The sequence below is a fragment of the Nonlabens sp. Ci31 genome (assembly GCF_012974865.1).
Taxonomy (GTDB): domain Bacteria; phylum Bacteroidota; class Bacteroidia; order Flavobacteriales; family Flavobacteriaceae; genus Nonlabens.
Map to the genome: position 1 here is coordinate 3,194,270 of NZ_CP043633.1, position 23,309 is coordinate 3,217,578.

A 23,309-nucleotide genomic window follows, 5' to 3' on the forward strand; every position below is an offset into this window, starting at 1 on the left:
AACCTATTTTTTAAAACGATTGACCAATTCCTATATAAAATAATTTATCTTCTTTAGAAACTCCATAATCAAAAGATATAATTGTTGACTGATTCCAAGCAATTCTTGCACCTAACCCATAGGAAAATCTAATTTTATCAAAACTTAAATCTTGCCATTTATTTCTTACAGTTCCTGCATCAAAAAATGGTGCTACTCCAAAAGCAAAGTTTTGTTTCAAAAATTTAGTTTCTGCAATTCTATATCTCAATTCAACATTAGTAAACCAAAGTGAACGTGCTAAAAATCTATTAGCTCTGTAACCTCGCAAAGATTGTTTACCACCAAGAGCGTTAACACTACCTTCTGGACTCCATTGGTCTTGAAATTCAAAAAATGGTGCGTTATCGCCAAAAATATGACCGATTCCAACACGACCTGCAAGAACGGTTCTTTTACCGAATGGTAACTTTTTATAAGCTCTTCCTTGAACAAAAAGTTTATTGAATTCAAACTCTGAACCTATATATTTACTTGAATATTCATTAGCAATTTCAAAATAATATCCTTTTGTTGGGTCTGGTTCAAAATCTCTTGTATCGTAAATTAAAGCAGTTTGAAAAATAGAAACCCAACCACCCTCTAATCCAGAAATTTTACCTTGGTCAAAATCTCTTTGCAACAATGAAAATCCATTTGGAGCCATAGTTTCCTCTCCTGTAATTGGGTTTACAGCTTCAGCTTCCTCTCCTTCAAAAGTTTTATATTGTAAGTTTTGTATTTCATAACCACCCATTATGCGCCATCTTCCATCACCGATGGCATAATCAGCTTTTAAGTTGAGCATATATTCGGTTTCTCTAAATCTATTGGATAATGCATCTGTTACAAAAGCTGCCTCTCCTGTACCTCCTGGACGTAACGTTTTTCTTGCACTATCATATTCATCATACGTAGCAAATGTCGTAGTTGGGTCTGACAGTAAGCTCAAATCATCGAGAGTTGCTTCAGTAAGTCCAAAATATAAATTGGCTGGATTTTGCTGAATCTTTACATCAATTTTAAAACGCCATCGTGTTCCTTTGTAATAAGGAACGTCCAAAGACAAAACCAACTCTCTCGCATTTGAAGTATAATAAGCGGCATTTGCTTTTAGTTTCGCCAAATATGGTGTGTAAGCAAATAAAGGGTTTGTTCTTTCTCCATTCCAATACACATTACTTCTAACACCAAAACCAAAACCTGTAACTGGGTCTGACGAAAAATCTGGAATTCCAGTTATAAATGTTCCTTCTCTTTTCTTTGCGAGGTCTTCATCAGACATTTTTCTCGATTTGATGAAAGAAAGTGAATCTTGTACTTGCGCAAATATTGATTGAACTGATACTATGAATGCTAAACTTAAAATTATTTTTATTTTATTCATTTACTATTTTTTTTGTAATATTTAAACTAATTCCTTTTTATGACTGTAATAAACTAAAAACCCCAAAAAAGTAACGCTAACCAACGTTGCGGGAATTGTTCCTAAATCTAAACCGCCTTCGGCGTTTGTTTTTGTGAGCAAGTCGCCAAAGGTTGCACCAAATGGACGTGTGAATATAAACGCAACCCAAAATAGAATTACGTGATTGATTTTGGTAGCGTAATGTAAAAACACAACTATTAAAATTACACCAGCAGTTACCATTGCACCTTGCAAATAACTCAATCCAACATTATCACTTAAAAAATCTCCAAAAGCTGTTCCCAAACTATTTGAAAATAGAATAGCAACCCAATAAAAAAGCTCTACTTTTTTATCAAAAATTGGGTAAACCTCAATTTCACCAATCTTGTTATTCCAAATCCAAAGCGTATTCAAAAGCAGCGTTATTAAAATTAGTGAACCTGCGAGATAACCTAAATGAAGTGTTCTGTCCATAAAATCTGATATTTCGGTACCAACAGTTGTTGTACCAACAATTACTAACCAAAATAGAATGGAACTATAATTTTTCGCTTTAAGCTGTATTGCTAAAACCATAAGAAAAAATATTCCAGTTATTGCAAGTCCAATAGCATAACCAAGATTAAGCGTGTGTGCTAAAAGGTCGCCTAATGTTTCGCCTAAAGTCGTAGCAATAATTTTCATTATCCAAAAAAGCAAAGTGATTTTTGCAACTTTGTTTAACTTTTCCGTTTCAATAGTTATAGCTTTCATCTTAACGATTTGTTTCGTCTAACAATTTGCGTTTCTTCATCACTTTCAAGATTAAATAGATAACTGTTGTGATGATTGCGCTGTAAAACCAAAATCCCATTTCAAATTCAAAAGGTTCTTTTTCAACAAAATCTCCAACCAAATCAAAAATCCAAAAGAGTAGAAAGATAGCGCACAAGCCATTCTTTTCTTTTTTAAGCACTTTTTTGATGCTAAATGAATATTTTGGTCTTGCATAATTTTTAAATGATGGAACAAATGCAGGCACATTTTCTGCCCAATCTAAATATGTTTGCCCGAATTTATTCCGCAGAAAATTTTCTTCGGCATACATAATTCGTTCGTAATAAAAAGCGTAGAAAAAGACAAACGCGATTGAAAACCAAGCATTTTCAGTAAGCATAGCTACACCAAGCCAGATAAAGAAATTACCCAGATACAAAGGATGACGAACAACTGAATAAATTCCTGTACTATTCAGCTCATCAGCTAATTGCCCATCGTTTGTGTTTCTGCCTGACGTATTTTTTGGCGTATGCCCAACGGTAAAAATTCGGATGAAAAGACCGAGTAAACTAATACCGAGACAGATGTATTCAAAACTTTCAGAAAACCACGTTTCGGGTGCTTCGATTTCAAAATATTCAGTATGGATATAAACGGATAATCCAATTCCTAAAATTAGTAATGGCAGATAACTTCTGTTTTTAAATAGAAAATCGCCTTGTGTTTTTAATTCTTCTTGTAATGCCATTTTGTTAAAATTTATAAGTGAAACCTATCATATGATTGCCTTCAAAATTTGAATATGTCAATTCCATATGTTCTTGTTGATACTCTGTTGTAAAAAGCAAATTACTTCCCAAACCAATAGCTGCGCCAGCCACAACATCAAGTATATCGTGCTTTTTACTGTCAATCCTACTTGCTGCGGTAAATCCTGCCAAAGCATAAGATGGAATGGCATATTTAAAACCATAACGTCTATGCACGTAACCTGCGCTATGAAAAACAGTTGAAGTATGACCTGATGGAAACGAGTTATCGTTACTCATATCTGGACGTGGTTTATTTACAGCATACTTTAACCCATAAGAAACTCCTACAGTAAGCAAAAGTCCTTTTGTAAATTGCCAAGCACCTTTTTCATCTCCAATTATAAAACTTGTAGCTAAAGTTGTTGCTGGTAGAGCAATTAATATGACATCACCTATTTTTTGAGTAGTTCCAATTTCGGGTTTAGTTTCGCTTGTGTCCTGCGCTTGTAGTTGCAAGGTTGCAAAACTTAAAAATAAGCATCCAATTATCGTTAGAATGTGAAGCGAAAAATTGTATTTCATTAATACGTGTTTGAATTGTTAGTTCAAATAACGTAAGATTTTTGAAGTAAATTTTAACACATAGGTGCAGAACAATTTATCTGCACAAATTGCACTTTTTAGAGAAGTGTTTTCTTGTATTGAGTAGGTGTTAAACCCTTGTATTTCTTGAATATTGCATTAAACGAGGACTTTGAGTTGAAACCAACATCTGTGGCTATTCCCAAGAGTGTAAAATGATTATTCTGGTCGTTTTTTAGGCGATTTATAAATTCTTCAACACGATATTCGTTTATAAAATCTTGAAAACTTGTATCCATATACTCGTTCAAAACTTCAGAAATATATTGACGTGGAATATTCAATTTTTCGGAAACATCGACAATGGATAATTTGTTGTTGAGATATAATTTATCGATTTCCATTGAGCGAACTAAATCTGCTTTGTATTGTTCTATAAGTTTTGAATTGAGATTGGAATTTTTGTATTTGCTCATTTCCGTTCTTGGTAAAATATCTTTGTTTTTTCCTAATAACTTAAAAGCTATAAAATAAAATAAGAATGCAATGACCAACAAAAGATAGGTGTTGAAGTTTTGGTCATTGAATAAAGGCAATTCTGCCATTCCAAAAGTCTTTAGAATATCGTTTACCGATGAAAGCGCAAATAAAATTGCAATGGGAATAGCAAAATATATAATCCAATGTTTATTTTTGTTCGTGATTATCGAGTAAATAATCGCTAATAAATAAAACAAAAATGCCAATTCAGATGCAATCTCAAAGATTTCTACGAGCAGATTTTCTTTAACAAGGTTGATTTCAATTCCCTCAATTGTAAAATAGATAATATTTGGAATAAAGAAAAGGCAATCAAGTTTGGCAAATTTGTCCTTTCCACTTTTATAATAGCGAAAAAATAAAAATAGAAATGTTACAAAAAGTGAACTATCGAATAGAAACCAATCTGTGTCTTGAACGAAAATATTGTTTTCATCGTCACCAGCAATGTAAAGCAAAACGGAAAGCAGACTACCAAATAGTAACCAAAATGTAGCTTTTTTGTAGTCTTTACGATTGATAAACAAAACGGAAAGGACAAAAAGACCTTGTAACAAAGCAATAATTTGGAGAGTTTTAAGCATTTATTTTAATTAACATTCGGCAAGGTATTAAATTTTGTGACTTCGATTACCATTCCATACACTTTTACGCCACCTACATAAGCCAACGCAAAAAAGAGTATTCCATTACATTGTAAAAGAAACATTTTGCAAGAAAACTTTTGAGAAACTTTAGTACTTTTAAAGAAAATTTAATGAAAGCAGATTAAAATTGGAATGAAAGGCTTGTGATAAAACCGTAAGTAAAAGTATAAATGAAAAGTCTGTGCTAACCGCAAGGTTTGTGCTGAATATACTGTGTACAACAACGTATATAGCTCATAGCTAGACAGTTGCTTAATAGAAGTTAAGGTTTATTTGCGAAGTTCGCCACATTTTTTAATTTAACTTTTTGAAAATAAGATAAAAAGAAAATTAAAAAATGTGGCTTGTGCTTAACCGAATGGAAACAGCTCATTTGCACGCTACGAGCCATATACATCAACGTTGGCAACAAGCTGAAAAACAGAACGCTGAAAAATGATAGAAGTCAAAATTGAAGTCTACGACAAAAAAGAAAAAGTTACGACTTCTCTTTATGTTGAACAATTATCTGAAAACCAATTTCGGATGATTGACAACGACTTATTTAATAATCAATTGACTTTAGGAGCGGAATTTGAAACTAAAATCAACTCTGAAAACAAACACGAAGTTGTAAAAATCATAAAGAAATCGGAATTTATTACCCGAAGATTTGGACTAACACCAAACTATAAAGAATCTGATTATCGAATGCTCGGAGAGGAATTAACAAAAAGAGGCGGATTTTGGCAAGTTGATTTTGGAAGTATTGCAACTGTGAATATTCCAAAAAATTTTGAGTTTGATATTAGCCAAATTATTAAAGAATTAGAATTAGTAGAAATAGCAGATTAAAAATGCAATGAAAATCAATCTGAATTTCTAAATTTAAAACATTATAAAACTGAATTAGGAATTTGGAGAAAATGAATTTGACCGAACAAACAAAAGCCAGTTGCCAACACCGTATATAAGCTATGGCTTGGTCTGTGCCCATTTGGAAAATCTATGGATTTCCCAAAGTTAGTTTATATTTGGAGAGGTTTGTGTTAAAACACGCCACAGCTCATATACATAAACGTTGGCAACAATTACGGAATAAATAACAAAAGTTCACTTAATTAGTGAACTTTTGTTATTTATTTGTATCTTTGCACTATGATAACAGAAAACTATGGAAATAAATTTCGAGAAAGATTATCTCAAAGAACTATACGAAAATGGTAAGGCTCGAAGCAAAAAGCATAGGTTTCAACCGAATGTTATCAAAAAGTTCATACAAACAATAGATAAATTAAGAGTTGCAAAAAACACAGAAGAGTTATATCCAATTAGAAGTTTAAATTATGAAAAACTTATTGGCGATAAAAAAGGATTGGAGTCTGTTCGAGTGGATGGCAAGTATCGAATAGAATTTATTACCACACTAGAAGGAGAAGAACCTAATAGTATTACAATATGCTCAATTATTGAATTGAGTAATCACTACAAGTAATTACTACAAGAAAACACAGGGAAAATGGCAACAAACAAAGTTTTAACACCAGCACTAGCGACACATCCAGGAGTTTTAATTAAAGATGAATTAGACGCGACACCTGATTTAAACCAAAGAATATTGGCAAAGGAATTAGATGTACAACCATCATTTTTAAATGAAATCATCAAAGGAAAACGACCAGTAACAGCAGATATAGCAATTTTATTAGAAAAGATATTAGGTATTTCAGCGGATTATTGGATGAAATTTCAATCTCAATACGAGATTGATAAGGCAAGAGTTAAGCAAAAAAACATTAAAAAAGTAAGAAATATTGAACTATGGAGCATTATCAAAGAATATGTTCCTGTTCGATATTTTAAAAAACATAAATATTTAAATGACAATATTGAAAGTGATATAAAAACAATAAAGAACATCTATGAAGTAGAAACTATTGATGGTCTAGTATCTTCCTTTTCTAAAGATAAATTTGCATATTATCGTAAATCGGATAAATTAAAAATTGATGATAAAAATATGTTCGCTTGGAGTTCATTAGCTCAATATGAAGCTAAAAATCAAAAAACGAATACTTTTAATTTTGACAATCTAAACCAACTCTGTAAAAATCTAAATAACATATTTTACGATAATTCTGAAACACCAGAAAGAGTTAAAACTGTACTTAATCAATTTGGAATTAAAATGTTGCTAATTGATAAGCTAGAGAAAACACCTATTGACGGATTCTCTTTTTGGTCAGAGCAAAATCCAGTGATTGCATTGACTTTAAGACATAATCGGATTGATAATTTTGCTTTTACAATTATGCACGAAATTGGACATATTGATTTGCATTTGAGAAATGATAAGGACAGAAAATTTATGGACTTAACTAGAAAACAGAATTTAAATAAATGCGAACAGGAAGCAGATAATTACGCTCAAGAAAAATTAATTTCAAAACAGATATGGCAAGATATTTTAGAAAATCACAATCCACTTAATGACGAAAAAATTATAGGTTTAGGAGATCAACATAGAATTAATCCAGCTATTTTACTAGGTAGAGTTTGTCACGAAATGAATTACTACGCGATAAAAACTACGATAGATAAAAAAATGAAATAACTGTTGCCAACACCGTATATAATTTATTGCTATTTCTCGCCTATTTACGAAAATTCCGCTGGAATTTTCTATCTGTGATTTGTTTGCTAAATTAGTTACTTAAACACGCAACAAACCATATACCAAACGTTAGGGTGCATTTAAAAAGACATGAAAGAAAAAATTGAAATACCAGCGATTCACGACAAAGAGTTCATGACTATTCTGAAAGATTTAGGATTATTTGAATCGATAGAATCAAAACAAGCTAACTGTATTAATTGCAATGAGCTACTTACATTTGAAAATATAGGAGGAATCAAAATCATTGAAAATTCCCCAAAGTTAATTTGTGACAACTCAGAATGTTTAGAACAATGAATGAATTTATAAAACTATTTGGAGTCTATGGATTACCTACAGTTTGCCTAATTGTATTTCTGTTTTTAATCGTCCAAGACCCAACACGTGGCGAGAAACTACAAGCTTTAGTAACCAAACCATTCTATAGAATGTGTAGATGGTTTTCAAAGACACACATTTCTTCTGAAGTTTCTTCTTCACTAAACATGTTCTATAACAACAAAATTTTCAATCTTTTAGTTGACAAAAACAAACCTCAGATAAAAATTAAATGGGTTACCGAGTCGGAAGACCCTGCTTTCACAAAAGAGGGCAATATTATACTACGCCTTAAAGAAGAAAAAGACCAAACAAGAAACATTCTCAATGCTGCAAAATTCTCATTACCATTAATAATTTGTCCACTAGTTAGGAGTAATATTCACCATAGTTACAGTACTGCATTAGATTTGACACTAATGAAAAAGTTGTCAAACAATATGGGGAGACATGGGAAAGCAATATTTAAACAATACTTCTTAGATCCAGAGACATCACAAGATAAGACACTAGGAGTGCTTATTCAAAGGTTAGTAGAGCTTGATAATCATGGTTTTTTTATACCTGTTGTCTTAAATGAATTAGAAATTATAGGAGAAGGTCTCTATGCCGACTCAAACCCTAACGACTATACTTCGGAAGCAATAAAATTTCTCGAATACTTATTAGAAATTGTAAACAGGAAAATTGGTGATGAAATCGAATTAAACTATACTGAAAAACCTTTTTCTGTAGGAACTATGCTACTTGCTAAATCTCATAGAGCAGATACACAAGGATTAAGACCGTATCTCAAACGCCTTCAAATCAAAATTGACAAAGGGATTCAAAGCATTTACATAATTTCATTTCCAAATTCCTATGTATTTTTTGATAAACTAATCAAAACATTGAGGAGTCACGAATCTCTAAATATCGAAAAATTAATTAATACCGTTGATTACACAATTAATGAAACTAATAAAAAAACAAATTTCAAAATAGCTATTATAAGTAGCAATAACATTTTCTCAAATGACAGTTTTAAAGAAAGAATTATAACAAATAATATTGAAGAAGGAAAAAGATATGAAGGTACTGTCGAAGATGTTTCTGAAAAAGAGGCCCTAATTAACCTGCACGGTTTAAGAGCATACATTAAATATCGAAACTGTTCATGGAACTATCCAACTAGCTGTAAGGATTTTTTGGAATTAAACAAAGAATACGAATTTGAAGTTGAAACAATTGAGTGGGAAACGGGGACGATATTTTTGAGCAGAAAATTCTTAGAACTAGATCCTTGGGCATTAAAAACCCCACCAAGTAATGGTGATGAAATAAAAATAAAAGTTTATTCAAAGCTTAACAACAGACTGCTTTGTTTCTACGATGAAAAACTACCTGTTTTACTCCCAATAACGGAACTATCATGGCAACCCAATAACATTGACAGTGAAGTAATAGATTTGATTGGTACGGAATTAATTGTTGAAGTAATTCAGGTCGACACAGATAAGAAAGAAATTATTGTTAGTAAAAGGGAGTTAGTAACTGACCCTTGGCCAGACATACACACTGCCTATCCTATCGGTAAAGAAATCCACGGTAAAGTTTGTGAAATACAAGAACATTATGTTAAGGTAAAAATTGATGAATCCATTATTGCTATACTACCAAAAGAATCATTACAAAAAGCGGGTTATGAATACTCCGATTTTCAGAATAATTTGGTCGTAGATCAAGGATTAGACTTATTCGTTTCAAAAGTTTTTATCGCTAAAAAGAAAATGAGAGTTGATTTGAGAAGAAATAAAAACGCACCCTAACAAAGAACTGAGGTAAAAAACAACCTTTTTCTTCATTAATTTTGAGACACTATTATCCTAGACTCAGAGATTCAATTGATTGATTCTTTGAGTTTTTTATTGTAAATTTTTCTAATTATCTAGGCAAGACAGAAACGTAAGTTTCGTCATAAGGTCTTCCAGATTTTGCGATAGCGAAACACTGTTTAATTAGCTTATTTGCAACAGCAATTAGCGCTAGTTTTTTGCTTTTACCTTTGTTCACTATTCGCTCATAAAGTTCTCGACACGCTTTGTTGTACTTACAGGCATTAAAAGAACATAAAAACAATAGATTACGAAGCTTTCTATTACCAACCTTACTTATCCGTGCCCTGCCTCTAACACTGCTGCCAGAGACTCTTGTCGTTGGTGTAATGCCTACATAGCTGCATAACTGCGAGGCTGTTTCAAACTTAGAAAAACCATCTGTAACGATGATTAAAAATAAAGCAGTCTTCTGGCCTATTCCTGGTACAGAAGTTAGCAAGGTGAGCTGTTCTTGCTGCTCCTCTTTTACTAGGGAGAGAATCTTTGCTTCAATTTTTTTAATCTCGGTATCATAATACTTCTTAGTTCTTCTCAAAGATTGATATGTGAACTTTGACGGTATCCCTAAAACCTCTTCTCCGTGCATTTTATTCTTTGTAGCAGTGCGGTGTTTTATATAATTATCTAGGGTTCTAAATAATTGCAAACATTCACTCTGAACATCTGTTAAGGCATTATACAAAGGAACCTCGTTAATTATTCCATACTCACAGATCATCTTTGCATCGCTTTTATCTGTCTTAACTTTTGCTAATTTCATTTGTATAAAACGCTTTACAGACAAAGGATTAACAACAGAGACTACCACTTCATTTTTGTAAAGAAACTGAGCAAGTCGATAATGATAATAGCCCGTAGCTTCCATAACTACTAAGGATTCCTTAGGTAAGTCTTTAAGAAATTTCTTAAAGCCAGTCGCATCGTTTTTATACTGATTGTGCCCCGAACTACTGCCGTGCACATCAAAAACATCTTTACTGATGTCAACTCCATAAGTTTCTTTATATTTATTCATAAGAATTGATTTATGAAAGAACCAGCTACTGGTATTACATCGACTTGAAAACGAGATCTAAAGTCTCACAGAACTGATCGTAATTAAAGTAGTAAAAGAGAGAGGATTATCAATGTTGTCGAAGTCTGAAGCTTCACCGTATATAGTAACCTTAATTCTCTCCTTTGTTCTTTCTGATTAATAACTAAAACTAGGTGTTTTAATATAAATCAAACTTAAGCCGTATAAAAATAATAGGGCAATTGTTGCTTAAACCAATGGTAAAAATACTTTTACGAGGTCGTCAAATTTTTAAATTTGGCTTATTTAGAAAATAATAATAAGAAAAATTTAAAAATTCGGCTTGTGTTTAACCGAATGGTAGTTGCGTTTTTTCAGCCCTACTATTCTTATACAAACCGTTGGCAACAAGCTAAAGAAACATTCGAATGAAAAACATAATACTAATTTTAATACTTACACTAATCTCAACAATTGGAATAAGTCAAAATGAAAGGACACTTTATATAGTGGACTCAATTCCAATAATTGAAGAACCAAAAGAAGGATTTGGGACTTTGACTGAAAATGAAATTGATAGAGTTGATGTTTTGAAAGACAAACAAGCTATAGAAAAAGCTGGGTACAAAGATTTGGACGGAATAATATATGTCTTTACAAAAGAATATGCGAAAAGACCTGATAGTATTAAAGCAATTCCGACAACTAAATCAATGACTAAAAATAATGCCACTTGGTATTTAAAAGATAGTTCAACACCATATTCTGGAAAATTTATTGACTATTATCTGATTGGAAAAAAACAAGGCGAAGGAATGTTATTTAATGGTAAATTAAAAGGCAAACGCCTACTCTATCATATAAATGGAAATGTTTCAGACGAAATTGAATATCAAAACGGTATTTCAAATGGACTTGAACAAAGATTCTACGAAGATGGAACATTAATGCAAAAAGGCAGTTTTAAAAATGGTAAAGAAGTTGGAGTTTGGGAAATGTATCATCAAAACGGACAATTAAAACAGAGGTCTACATTTAATGAAAATGGAAAAATGGATGGAGAATTTCTTTCTTATTATTCGACGGGAAAGGAAAAAGGAAATAATGCTTATAAAAATGGAATTTATCAAAAAGATAAAACAACTGTTAAGATATACGAATATTACAATCAAGCCCAAGATTTGTACAAACAAGGAAATTTTAAATCAGCAATAAAAAAATATACAAAATGTATCGTATTACAAGAAAATTGGGCTGACGGATATTTTGCGCGCGGAACTGCAAAAATGAATAATTTAGAGTTTGATGATGCAATAAGTGATTTTAATAAAACACTAGAAATTGAACCATATTTCACAAATGCTTATTCTAATCGAGCTTTTGCGATAATTAGAAAATATGAATTTGGAAATAGTCGGACTTTATCAAAATCGAAAGACATTCAAATAATTGCTTCAAAAGAAACTGAAATTCCAAAATCGGAGTTAACCAAAGTCTGTATAGATTTGAATAAAGCTGTTTCGCTTGGAGATGACAATTGGATGGTTTTGGAGGCAGTAAAAAAACATTGTGCCGAATAAAGCCTGTTGCCAACAACGTATATAGCTCATAGCTAGTCAGTTAATTAATCGAAGTTAAGGCATATTTGGAAAGTCGCCAAATTTTTAAATTTGGCTTATTAGTAAAAAAAGATAATAAGAAAAATTTAAAAATTCGGCTCGTGCTTCATCCGAAACTAATTGTTTAATTTGCACGCTACGAGCCATATACAGAGACGTTAGGGTGCATATAGGTACGGTAAAGGGACATCCTTTACAAAGTTAAAGGGACATAGTTTACACTTTTAAGATTCATAAATTACATGAAAAAGTAATTTATCATGGTCTGGAAAGCAAAAACTAAAATGGAACAAAAAGTAGAATTTATTCACGAATGGTTAACTCAAAAGTACACCATCACAGAACTTCGTAGGTCATTTAATATATCTCGACCTACCGCTTACAAGTTGATTTCTAGGTATGAAAAAATGGGACTATCGGGATTAATTGAGCAAGAAAGAGCTCCAATTAATCACCCCAACAGAACCAATCATAAAGTTGAAGATTCAATCTTAAAATTAAAAAATAAACACATGCTTTGGGGAGCGAAGAAAATTCGCATTTTGTTGTTTAAACAGTATACTGAAGAACTTATTCCAAGTGTGGTTACTGTTCACAACATCCTTTCTAAAAATGGCCTAGTTAAACCTCAAAAGCGAAGCAGAAGAGTCAAGCCTGTATTTCCCATTTTCGACCCTAAGAAATGTAATGAAGTTTGGAGCGCAGACTATAAGGGAAAGTTTTTAATGGGAAATAAAATATACTGCCATCCGCTCACTATTGCCGATTCAAAGAGTAGGTTTTTGTTTACAGCAAAAGGGCATTATAAAGAAAACTTTCTCTCTGTTAAGCAAGAGTTTACAAAGGTTTTTAGAAAGTATGGCATTCCTAAACAGATACATACCGACAACGGAAGTCCCTTTGGATCTGTAGCTGCTATTCAAAGATATACCAGGCTATCCTATTGGTTTATTGAATTGGGAATAGACCCGGTTTATTCCGACCCAGCACGACCAGACCAAAACGGAAGACACGAACGTATGCACCGTGATTTAAAGGCAGCTTGTGCCAAACCCTCATCATTTGATTTGAAGGCACAACAACGTAGCTTAAATCGGTTTGTAAAAGAATATAATCACATTAGACCTCATGAAGCTTTAGGAATGAAAACCCCCGCAGATTGCCATGATTTTTCTAATAGACCATACCCTGAGAAAATCTCAAAATATGATTACCCATCAAAAATGAAAGTGATGAAGGTATGCCAAAATGGAGCCATGCGGTGGAAGTCATATTATTGGGTATATTTAACTGCTGGACTTAAGGGAAAATACGTCGGTGCTGAAGATCAAGGAAATGGAATTTGGAGAGTATTTTATAGAGATGTATTTTTAGGTTATTTTAATGAAAATAAAATAAGAGATAAACAAGTATCAATTAGACTAAGTCAAAATCTAGTGTAAAGCATGTGACTTTAACTTTGTAAACTATGTGCCTTAACGAACATTTAAAATAAGACCGTGAAAGAAAGAATAATCGGAATTGATATCGCAAGAGCATTAGCAGTTATCGGAATGATAATCGTTAATTTTAAAGTCGTACTTGGCGAAAATGGATTGAGTTGGGTAAAATCATTTGCGAGTGCTTTTGATGGAAAGGCAGCAGCCACTTTTGTTGTTTTAGCAGGCGTTGGACTTGCTTTAATGACAAATTCTGCATTGAAAAATAATGATAGCCAAAAATTAAAAACTTCCAGAATAAGAATTGCAAAAAGAGCCTTGTTTCTTTTCATTGTTGGTCTTTCATATATTGTAATTTGGCCAGCGGATATTCTGCATTTTTATGGAATTTATATGCTTGTTATTTTACTTTTACTAACAAGCAATGAAAAGACTATTTTAATGTCGGCAATTGCATTAATACTGCTTTATCCATTATTAATTGGCTTTTGGAATTACGAAACAGGTTGGAATTTTGACACTTTAGATTATTTCGATTTTTGGACATTTAATGGATTTTTTAGAAATCTATTCTTCAATGGTTTTCACCCAGTAATTCCTTGGACTGCTTTTATGCTTTTTGGTTTTTGGTTTGGCAAACAAGACTTGAAAAGTGACCAATTTATCAAAAAAGCATTTTGGATTAGTTCAATTTCTTTTATTGTAATTCAAATTTTATCACACTTGTCAATTTCATTTTTATCAGATGGAAACGAACAAACAATAAGTGAATTATCAGAAATTATTGGAACCAACCCAATGCCACCATTGCCAATTTATATGTTTAATGGAATTGCAATTTCCATATCAATAATATCAGCCTGTATCATAATCGGAAAAAGATTTTCAACAAACAAAATACTTTTGGCTCTAAATAAAACTGGGCAACTTGCTTTAACTTTTTATGTGGCACACGTAATTATTGGAATGGGAATTATTGAAGCAATTAACCCAGGAAAAATGGGAAATTATCCAATAGAATTTTCAGTAGCGTATGCTTTAATTTTTAGTATATTATGTGTATTGTTTGCAACTTATTGGCTGAAAAGCAGAGAAAATGGACCTGTAGAATGGATAATGAAAAAAATAATCCAATAGAAAAACTGGCTACAACAAAGAGCTAAGTTTAAATCCAAGTAAATACTATTTTAATTTTGGGTAAAAAAATTGCCTGGCATTGTTGAAGTAGCATAAATCTCCTTTGTCGATTTATTGCCAATTCAACAAGCTATTTAACAACATCATTTTTATTTAACAACATCTAATTTTTTAGAGCACTGCGATAAGTTGCATCATAGGGGATGCCTGACTTTGCAATGGCAAAGCTCTGGCGAAGTAGTTTATTACTTACTGCAAGTAAAGCTAGTTTTTCACTTTTCCCCTTTGTGACTATCCGTTCATACTGACAACGGCAAGCCTGATTATATTTGCAAGCTGAAAATGAACACATGAATAACAGGTGGCGCAAGCGCTTATTGCCTACTTTGGAAATTCTGCTCCTTCCCCTTATACTAGTGCCTGATCTGCGCTCCGTAGGAGTAATTCCGGCATAACTACAAAGTTGTGAGGCCGTCTCAAATTTTGAGAAACCATCGGTCACAACAATTAGAAACAACGCTGTCTTTATTCCTATTCTAGGTATACTTTTTAACAACTTGACTTGCAGGCTATGCTCTTGCTTTACCAATTCCATAAGCCGCTGCTCCATTAATGTGATCTCTACCTTGAGAACCTTTAATACTCTGTTTAAAGAGTGATAGACAGCTTTTGAAGGTTTACCCAAGGTTTCTTCTCCATGCAGCTTATTCTTTATGGCTGTTCGTTTTTTCTCGTAGTGTTCTAAAAGACTATAGAGCTGTAAACATTCCGCTTGTGTATCATTTAAAGGATTGTATATACTTACATCAGTGACCTGTGCATAAGCACAAATTGCCGCAGCATCAGCTTTGTCGGTTTTAACCTTGGCCAATTTCATCTGAATGAATCGCTTAACCGATAACGGATTTACAACCGAGCAAGATATTCCTGAAGCCGAAAGAAACTGAGCCAAACTATAATGATAATAACCCGTTGCCTCCATTACTACTAGCGACTCTGCATCCAAAATCTTTTTAAACTTCGAAAATCCCTTCGCCTGATTACCATACTGGTCATGATTCCCTTCATTATCAACTACATCAAATGAATCTTTACTAATGTCAACTCCGTAAATTCTCTTATATTTATTCATAATTATATGTTTTACGAAAAGAATAAATATCTGTTATCCAACATCCTAAAAACGAGGTCTATGCCTCACAGAACTAAACGGATTAATAGATAAAAGCAGCAGGGATTATCATTGTTGACGAAGTCTAATGCTTCAGCGTATATCCTAACCTTTTTCTGCTGCTTAGTTCTTTTCTGTTTATACTTTAAATTTATGATAATTAAAGGGAAACAAACTTAGGATGTATATAAGCTATGGCTTGGTCTTTGCCCATTTGGAAAATTTTCGGATTTCCTAAAGTTAGTTTATATTTGGAAAGGTTCGTGCTGAAACACGCCACAGCTCATATACATAAACCTTGTAAGTAATGCTCGAAATCCGTCTTCGCATAAAAATTTGTTTTGTAAAAAAAAGTAAATAATAGTTTACCTTTGGAGTCTGAATCAAAGCGAAACTGAATGAAATGTTCCCAACTTTATCGAATATTAACAAAAGACGGTTGGTATGCGGTATCGCAAAAAGGTTCGCACGCTAAAATGCGACACGAAACGAAAAAAGGAACGATTATTTTTCCGAACCACGGAAGTCAAGAAATAGGTAAAGGATTGGAAAATAAAATTCTAAAAGACGCTGGAATTAAAAAATAGTATTATGGCAAAGAAGAAAAAAATAACAATGACAGTTGAAAAAACAAATACTGGATTTTCTGCCTTTTCAGCGGACTATCCAATATTTACGACTGGACAATCAATTCCCGAATTGATTAACAATACTTACGAGGCGACCGAATTACATTTTGAGGACGAAAAAATAAAAGTTGACCCAACCGACATCGGATTTGAAATAGATTTTAAGCAGTTCTTTAAATTTTATAAAGTTTTAAACGCTAAATTTCTTGCCGAGAAAATTGGAATGAACGCTACCCTACTTTCTCAATATGTTTCAGGAACTAAAAAACCATCAGCGAAACAGACCGAAAAAATTTTAAACGGAATACACCAAATTGGACAGGAATTGAGCGGAATAAATCTATTACAAACGGCATAACAGAACGCAAAAAACACTACTTACAATCGAGTAGACGGCTGACAGTGAAATAACTGCCAGTACGCCTCTCACACCACCGTACATACGGGTCTCGTACCTGCCTGCCGGCAGGCAGGTACGGCGGTTCGTAATTCATCACACCAAAGCTCTTTTCAGCCTTGATACTATCCCCTAATTTAAGCATAGGCTACAACTTGCGCTCCTATGCGAATTTTGAAGAGAATTACGTTCCGTCCTTCCTCAATTGTGAGACCTGTAGGTTTTTCCTACCTCGTTTCCCTTAAGTACTATGACTTCTGCTGACTTCTCCATTATACCAACTCGTGGTTATCCCCTGCGCCTGCTGGCCCGTTCGCTAAAATGATTTACCAAATCATTTTTTGACACTCCGTCCTCCAGGTAATGGCATCTTCTTTCACTCAATTCCTGCCGTATCTACATAGATGCACTTTTGGTACTCTTTGGGCGTTACAATGATGTGCTTGCTTACCCAAGTAAATAGGCCTCTGTATACGGTTTCTGCTTGGTTTATCCTGAGCGTAGCCGAAGGGTCAGTACCGAGTTTTGTAGTCTCGCTTTCTTCAGATGTAACCTCACGCTTACCAGCCTTGCGACTTACTAATGCTTCCAGACGTTACTCCAGCGCATCCACGAAGAAAGGGATAAAGGGTTCCCTTTCTGATGTCTTGCACCCTATAAATTAATAACTTACTTTACAGTAAGGTAAAGATGCCCATACTGGGCACACACAATGGCTATATGTAATTGCTGGTTCTCGCTTAGTTTGGAAATTCCTGCGGAATTCCCATCTTGGTGTGTACTTGCGAAGTTTATTGCTAAACCACGCAACTACTCATAGCCGAGACCGTTACCATTTATTAAAAAAACATTCATCAGTAGTTCAACATTTGAGAACTAATCATATATTTGTGCTATAATTGAATTGATGAAACGAATAATTGCAAAAAGTACACTTCGGGAATATTGGGAAATACACGCTGATTCCGAACAGTATTTGAAAACTTGGTATGATACAGCTAAAAGTGCCAAATGGTTTTCACCAAATGATGTAAAACAAACTTACATCAACGCAAGCATTCTAAAAGATAGTCGAGTAGTTTTCAATATTAAAGGAAATTCTTACAGACTGATTGTAAAGTTCAATTATGAAAAGCAATGGGCGTTTATTCGTTTTATCGGCACACACGCTGAATATGACAAAATAAATGCAGACACGATTTAAAAATAATATTATGAATGTAAAGCCAATTAAATCTGACAAAGATTACCGGAATGCTCTCGAACGTTTGGAAGTGATTTTCGATGCGCCAATGGACACAAAGGAAGGCGACGAAGCGGAAATTCTTTCATTGGTTATCGAGAATTATGAAAACGAACATTATCCAATTGAAGCACCTGACCCAATCGAAGCGATAAAAATCCGAATGGAAGAATTGAATATGCGACAAAAAGATTTAGTTGGAATTATCGGCGGGAAAAGTCGAGTATCAGAAGTCTTAAACCGTAAGAAAAGATTGACTGTTGATATGATTAGGGAATTGGAGCAAATCTTACAAATATCTGCTTCTGTGCTTGTGAACAACTATAAACTGGCGAATTGAAAAATAACAAAGGGCAATCGAGTGGATGGCTCCGCCATCAAATGACGGAGTGCACCCCTCACACCACCGTACATACGGGTCTCGTACCTGCCTGCCGGCAGGCAGGTACGGCGGTTCGATAATGAAACTTATCGTTTATAGTATTCAGTTAAACTAACATAACCCTTCCTCTTCAACCGTTTGATGGTAATAGTGGTACGTAGGATAGGACTTTGGGCAACCGCCCATTCTCCCATTCGTGTACGACTCCATGCATAGGCATGTTCTTGGTCAATTCCTAAACGAATCAGATTTTTCCGTTTCCGTTCTAGTTTCTTCCAATGATGCCAGATGCAATACCGTAATCGGTTTCTTAGCCACTCTTCTAACTTTTTAAGTTTAGCTTGAATGGATCCGGTCTAAAGTAATTTATCCAACCACGTATCAACAGATTGATACGGTCGATACGTTTTTCAAAACTTGCGGGTATTGTCTTTTTGGTAAGGTATTTAAGCTTTGCTTTGAATTCCTTCCATTTGGACGGTTTTACCACTAGTTGATATCTACCTTTTTCTCCTTTCTTATAGGTCGGCACAAAACCAAACCCGAGTACTTGGAAACTTAAAGGTTTACGTATGCCACTTTTCTCCCTGTTTATCGGCAGTTGGAGTTTGTCTTTCAGAAACTTGTAGATACTGTTACCTACACGTTTTGCTGACTTTTTACTCTTAACATAGATACTGAAATCGTCGGCATATCTTACATATCGGTGTCCTCGTTTCTCTAATTCTTTATCCAACTCATTGAGCAGGATATTGGAGAGCAATGGACTTAAGGGCGAGCCTTGTGGCGCACCCTTTTTCCATTTGTGTAATTTACCGTTGATTAGTATCAGAGCTTTGAGAAATGAACGCAGTAGCCTTATCGTTGGTCTGCACTTCACCTTTCTGTAGATCAATTCCAAGAGGTTATAGTGTTCCACTTCATCAAAGAAACTCTTTAAATCCATGTCTATTATATCCCTATAACCTGAATTGATATTTTCAAGGCTCAGTGCGATTGCCTGATGGGCACTGCGCTTTGGTCTGAATCCATAACTATGCTGTTGAAAGTCTGGCTCGAATACGGGTTGCAGTACTTGGTGTAGTGCTTGTTGAAAGACCCTGTCCACAACTGTGGGAATGCCGAGTAATCGTTTCCTGGCGTTGCTTTTGGGGATCTCAACGCCCAGTATCGCAGACACCTGATACGTCTCTGCTTCTATCTGCTGGATATATCGTTTACCCTGAGTCTGCAGTATGGATTTAAGTTCAGTTATGTGAACTCCATCTATCCCTGCTGACCCCTTGTTGCGATACACCCGCTGGTAGGCATCGTTTAGATTCTTTTTACTTGTTAACTGTTTAATCATTACTACTAAATCTGACTTGCTGTCTCGCTTAATCAAAGGCTATTGTTTTACTGGAAGACTATCCGTAACGTAAAACCACTCCCAAGTTTATTAAAGACCATTATCGTTCTGTGCTTCGCCAACCTATCAGGTAGTTGACTACTATGACTCTGCTGACTTCTCCATTATACCAACTCGTGTTTATCCTTCTGCGCCTGCTGGCCCGTTCGCTAAAATGATTTACCAAATCATTTTTTGACGCTGCGTCCTTCAGGTAATGGCATCTTCTTTCACTCCATTGCTGCCGTATCTACATAAATGCACTTTTGGTACTCTTTGGGCGTTGCAATGGTACTTCGACAAAGGCTCAGCAGAACTGTGGTTGCTTACCCGTGCAATTATGCCTCGTATACGGTTTCTGCTGGGTTGACCCTGAGCGCAGCCGAAGGGTCAGTACCGAGTTTTGTAGTCTCGCTTTCTTCAGATGTAACCTCACGATTACCACCCTTGCGACTTACTAATGCTTCCAGACGTTACTCTAGCGCATCCACGAAGAAAGGGATAAAGGGTTCCCTTTCTGATGTCTTGCACCCTCTAGATTAATTAACTACATTCCTGTGGTTAAAAAAGATGCCCATACTGGGCACACACACGAGTATAAACACAATAGCGGGTAAGTGCAAAAACCAAAAGTAATTTTATAAATTAAAGGTTAGTTATAAACTGAAAAGTAAGTGCATAAATCCCGCTACTGCGCTTATACCAAACGTTGGCAACAACTTTAAAAAACATCGAGATTGAAAAGAAACTTACTGATAATATTAATATTTATTTCTGCGAATATATTTGCACAAAATGAGCGATTTGAATTTTTGGATTATCAATTACGAAAGGGAGATTTTAATGCACTAAATGAAGTAGCTGAATATTTTGACAGTAAAACTGAATTAAATGAATATTTAGGATATCACATTCTTAAAAGCAATGAATCAAATTTAGCCAAAAGACTTGTTCGGGAAAATTCATTATTTCTTGATTCAGAGATAATTATAGACTCGACAACAACAAGTTCTGATTTTAAAAATTTTCTAAAAAACAACAGAAATAATATAACCTTTTCTAATCTTGCAAATGCTTTTTTAATAACACCATTTGACAAAAGAAAAACAGACTTTGAAATTATCGAAATAACAGACTTCAAATGGAATAATTTGAAAGTTAAGCGTAATGAATTATTAAATCTTGATTGGGTAAGAAAAAATGGAATCGATAGTTTAGTAAATTCAGGAAATCCTTTAGCCTTATTAAAAATAGCTTCAGTTCTGCTAAAAAACAGATATAGATTTGACGAATATTACGACAATGAAGATGTAATTAATTTAATTCAATTATTAACGAAATCTCAAATTGCTGTCCCAAACGAGAGTGGAGAATTGAGCTATCATTTAGATAAAGACTTTTATGAACAGTCAAAAATTAATTTAGTTACTTTTTTTGCAAACAATTATAAACAATATAGATGGGATGAATCAATTAACGCATTTAGTAACGATAAATTAAATCTTAAAGAAATAGATAAAGAAAAAATACTTTTTGAAATGCTGTCTAGTGAAAATGATACGATAGCACAAAATTCGTACATAAGTTTAACAAAATTAGAGCCACAAAGAGTCATCGAACTATCAGACCAATACAGGAAAGCGGATATTTCAGAAAATTATGTTCTACCTCAATTCTCTTTTAGATTCTTAAAACAATTGGTTCAATTAACGAATTACAGTAAAGATAATAATATTGACTTTGAGGGAAATGATACGCTTAAAAACCAAATTGAACTTCTAAAAACACAGCTAACCTTTAGCGAACGCAGAGAATTAGAAGACCAACTTATCAACTCATTGACATTGGACAATATTACAGCGTTTGAATACTGGTCTTTGATTTATCAAAAATCTTGGTCATTGACTTACTCGGCTGGAAGAGTTTTGGATAAATTCTACTCAAAAAACTGGAACGAATTAATAACTAACTCTAAACATCTTGAAACCTATTTTCTTAAATCTAGGTTATTTGATGACCTTGGGATAATTGGGTTTTGTAACAATTATTTAATCAAATTTCTTGATTCATCTCAAGAAACTGAAGCTTCTATTCAAAATTTAAGTTCGACAAATTCAAAAGTGCAAGGTCAAATTGAAAAAGCATTAGCAATTGCTAAAAAGACAATTGAATTCAAAGCAAAGGAAAAGAAAACTTGGAATGGAAATACATTTGATAGAGTTGATGATTTTGACAAATCCTTTAAAAAAATAAAAAAACTGTCTGACAGTTTAGAAGTATTTGAAGATGAAGTCTTATCTCTACTATCAAGAATCAAGTATTCTCAAATAGAAAAAGCATTAGAAACCGTTGAGAAACTTCCTCTTAAAGATTTTACTAAATATTCGTTTTTGGATAGAGATTTTGGATTTTCATTTATTGGAGATTTTAAGCAATCTGAAGTTCGAAAAGAATTCCTAGTTAATTATGGTAAATTCAGCGAACTAGATTTTCATAAGCATTATTTAAAAAATCGTGGAATCGAAATAACTAATACTAACGAAAATCTTGATTTTGATAAAATTTATGACATTCTTAAATATGATATTAAAACAGCATTTGTTGGTGGCGGAGGAAGTACAAAAGATAATGGTGTAAAGCTATAATAAAGGTTCTTGAAATTACTTTTAATACAGCATTAGATTTTCCAGATAAACTTTGTAGTTCAGACGGAATGTACGCCTGTAATCCACGTTCAAGGGCTAAAGAATGGATGAATTACTTGGAAGTAAATAATCATTTGAAAAAGGAACATAATGAACCCGTTTCATTTGCATATGAATAAAAAGCAGTTGCCAATCGAGTAGACGGCTGACAGTGAAATAACTGCCAGTACGCCTCTCACACCACCGTACATACGGGTCTCGTATACGGCGGTTCGTAATTCATCACACCAAAGCTCTTTTCACCCTTGATACTATCCCCTAATTTAAGCATAAGCTACAACTTGTGCTCCTATGCGAATTTTGAAGAGAATTACGTTCCGTCCTTCCTCAATTGTGAGACCTGTAGGTTTTTCCTACCTCGTTTCCCTTAAGTACTATGACTTCTGCTGACTTCTCCATTATACCAACTCGTGTTTATCCCTCTGCGCCTGCTGGCCCGTTCGCTAAAATGATTTACCAAATCATTTTTTAACGCTGCGTCCTCCAGGTAATGGCATCTTCTTTCACTCCACTGCTGCCGTATCTACTTAGATGCACTTTTGGTACTCTTTGGGCGTTGCAATGGTACTTCGACAAAGGCTCAGCAGAACTGTGGTTGTGTAGGCTTCCCTAAAAATAGGACAGT

General features: G+C 33.9%; 21 protein-coding genes. 13 read left to right on the forward strand and 8 right to left on the reverse strand.

Annotation, left to right across the window (positions count from 1 at the left end; genetic code table 11):
• Positions 1 to 10: 10 nt before the first annotated feature.
• From omp85 to F0365_RS14145, 5 genes are all read right to left on the reverse strand, one after another.
• Positions 11 to 1,405 (reverse strand): Omp85 family outer membrane protein, encoded by a 1,395-nt coding sequence (gene omp85, locus F0365_RS14125; RefSeq protein WP_169934290.1) that lies wholly within the window; start codon positions 1,403 to 1,405, stop codon positions 11 to 13.
• Between the two features lie 21 nt (positions 1,406 to 1,426).
• Positions 1,427 to 2,182 (reverse strand): hypothetical protein, encoded by a 756-nt coding sequence (locus tag F0365_RS14130; protein ID WP_169934291.1) that lies wholly within the window; start codon positions 2,180 to 2,182, stop codon positions 1,427 to 1,429.
• A gap of 1 nt (position 2,183) precedes the next feature.
• Positions 2,184 to 2,936 (reverse strand): methyltransferase family protein, encoded by a 753-nt coding sequence (locus F0365_RS14135; RefSeq protein ID WP_169934292.1) that lies wholly within the window; start codon positions 2,934 to 2,936, stop codon positions 2,184 to 2,186.
• Between the two features lie 4 nt (positions 2,937 to 2,940).
• Positions 2,941 to 3,522, reverse strand: coding sequence for a phosphatase PAP2 family protein (locus tag F0365_RS14140; RefSeq protein ID WP_169934293.1), 582 nt, complete (start codon positions 3,520 to 3,522; stop codon positions 2,941 to 2,943).
• Positions 3,523 to 3,620: 98 nt separating this feature from the next.
• A complete protein-coding gene (locus F0365_RS14145; protein WP_169934294.1) occupies positions 3,621 to 4,646 on the reverse strand; it encodes a helix-turn-helix domain-containing protein in 1,026 nt (341 codons plus the stop codon).
• A 498-nt stretch (positions 4,647 to 5,144) separates the two neighbouring features.
• Between F0365_RS14145 and F0365_RS14150 the strand changes: the two genes are divergently transcribed.
• The 5 genes from F0365_RS14150 (at position 5,145) to F0365_RS14170 (ending at position 9,491) form a co-directional block, all read left to right on the forward strand.
• The gene (locus F0365_RS14150; protein WP_169934295.1) at positions 5,145 to 5,543 is read left to right on the forward strand and encodes a hypothetical protein; all 399 of its coding nucleotides are present in this window, start codon (positions 5,145 to 5,147) and stop codon (positions 5,541 to 5,543) included.
• Between the two features lie 319 nt (positions 5,544 to 5,862).
• Complete coding sequence (locus tag F0365_RS14155) at positions 5,863 to 6,183, forward strand: type II toxin-antitoxin system RelE/ParE family toxin (protein WP_169934296.1); 321 nt, start codon at positions 5,863 to 5,865, stop codon at positions 6,181 to 6,183.
• Positions 6,184 to 6,207: 24 nt separating this feature from the next.
• On the forward strand, positions 6,208 to 7,302 hold the full coding sequence (locus tag F0365_RS14160) for a HigA family addiction module antitoxin (protein WP_169934297.1): 1,095 nt from the start codon (positions 6,208 to 6,210) through the stop codon (positions 7,300 to 7,302).
• 150 nt (positions 7,303 to 7,452) lie between these two features.
• The gene (locus tag F0365_RS14165; RefSeq protein WP_169934298.1) at positions 7,453 to 7,662 is read left to right on the forward strand and encodes a hypothetical protein; all 210 of its coding nucleotides are present in this window, start codon (positions 7,453 to 7,455) and stop codon (positions 7,660 to 7,662) included.
• A complete protein-coding gene (locus F0365_RS14170; protein ID WP_169934299.1) occupies positions 7,659 to 9,491 on the forward strand; it encodes a S1 RNA-binding domain-containing protein in 1,833 nt (610 codons plus the stop codon). Before F0365_RS14165 ends, F0365_RS14170 begins: the two co-directional genes overlap by 4 nt.
• Before the next feature lie 115 nt (positions 9,492 to 9,606).
• Here F0365_RS14170 and F0365_RS14175 read toward each other — a convergent pair whose 3' ends face one another.
• On the reverse strand, positions 9,607 to 10,575 hold the full coding sequence (locus F0365_RS14175; RefSeq protein ID WP_169932342.1) for an IS110 family transposase: 969 nt from the start codon (positions 10,573 to 10,575) through the stop codon (positions 9,607 to 9,609).
• 428 nt (positions 10,576 to 11,003) lie between these two features.
• Between F0365_RS14175 and F0365_RS14180 the strand changes: the two genes are divergently transcribed.
• The 3 genes from F0365_RS14180 to F0365_RS14190 all read left to right on the forward strand — a co-directional run bounded on the left by F0365_RS14180 (position 11,004) and on the right by F0365_RS14190 (position 14,770).
• Complete coding sequence (locus F0365_RS14180) at positions 11,004 to 12,155, forward strand: tetratricopeptide repeat protein (RefSeq protein WP_169934300.1); 1,152 nt, start codon at positions 11,004 to 11,006, stop codon at positions 12,153 to 12,155.
• Between the two features lie 299 nt (positions 12,156 to 12,454).
• Entirely contained in the window at positions 12,455 to 13,636 is a 1,182-nt protein-coding gene (locus F0365_RS14185; protein ID WP_169934301.1) for an integrase core domain-containing protein, read from the forward strand.
• Between the two features lie 57 nt (positions 13,637 to 13,693).
• Positions 13,694 to 14,770 (forward strand): DUF418 domain-containing protein, encoded by a 1,077-nt coding sequence (locus tag F0365_RS14190; protein ID WP_169934302.1) that lies wholly within the window; start codon positions 13,694 to 13,696, stop codon positions 14,768 to 14,770.
• A 163-nt stretch (positions 14,771 to 14,933) separates the two neighbouring features.
• Here F0365_RS14190 and F0365_RS14195 read toward each other — a convergent pair whose 3' ends face one another.
• Entirely contained in the window at positions 14,934 to 15,902 is a 969-nt protein-coding gene (locus F0365_RS14195; protein ID WP_169934303.1) for an IS110 family transposase, read from the reverse strand.
• Positions 15,903 to 16,339: 437 nt separating this feature from the next.
• Here F0365_RS14195 and F0365_RS14200 point away from each other — a divergent pair, with 437 nt between their 5' ends.
• From F0365_RS14200 to F0365_RS14215, 4 genes are all read left to right on the forward strand, one after another.
• Positions 16,340 to 16,528 (forward strand): type II toxin-antitoxin system HicA family toxin, encoded by a 189-nt coding sequence (locus tag F0365_RS14200; RefSeq protein WP_169934304.1) that lies wholly within the window; start codon positions 16,340 to 16,342, stop codon positions 16,526 to 16,528.
• Between the two features lie 4 nt (positions 16,529 to 16,532).
• The gene (locus F0365_RS14205) at positions 16,533 to 16,928 is read left to right on the forward strand and encodes a helix-turn-helix domain-containing protein (RefSeq protein WP_169934305.1); all 396 of its coding nucleotides are present in this window, start codon (positions 16,533 to 16,535) and stop codon (positions 16,926 to 16,928) included.
• A 946-nt stretch (positions 16,929 to 17,874) separates the two neighbouring features.
• A complete protein-coding gene (locus tag F0365_RS14210) occupies positions 17,875 to 18,171 on the forward strand; it encodes a type II toxin-antitoxin system HigB family toxin (protein WP_003436237.1) in 297 nt (98 codons plus the stop codon).
• A 10-nt stretch (positions 18,172 to 18,181) separates the two neighbouring features.
• Positions 18,182 to 18,550 (forward strand): type II toxin-antitoxin system HigA family antitoxin, encoded by a 369-nt coding sequence (locus tag F0365_RS14215; protein WP_169934306.1) that lies wholly within the window; start codon positions 18,182 to 18,184, stop codon positions 18,548 to 18,550.
• 364 nt (positions 18,551 to 18,914) lie between these two features.
• On the opposite strand, the gene ltrA is transcribed toward F0365_RS14215, so the two are convergent.
• Positions 18,915 to 19,976 (reverse strand): group II intron reverse transcriptase/maturase, encoded by a 1,062-nt coding sequence (ltrA, locus tag F0365_RS14220; RefSeq protein WP_317169829.1) that lies wholly within the window; start codon positions 19,974 to 19,976, stop codon positions 18,915 to 18,917.
• A gap of 740 nt (positions 19,977 to 20,716) precedes the next feature.
• On the opposite strand from ltrA, the gene F0365_RS14225 reads away from it, so the two are divergent.
• The gene (locus F0365_RS14225) at positions 20,717 to 22,624 is read left to right on the forward strand and encodes a hypothetical protein (protein ID WP_169934307.1); all 1,908 of its coding nucleotides are present in this window, start codon (positions 20,717 to 20,719) and stop codon (positions 22,622 to 22,624) included.
• Positions 22,625 to 23,309 lie beyond the last annotated feature (685 nt).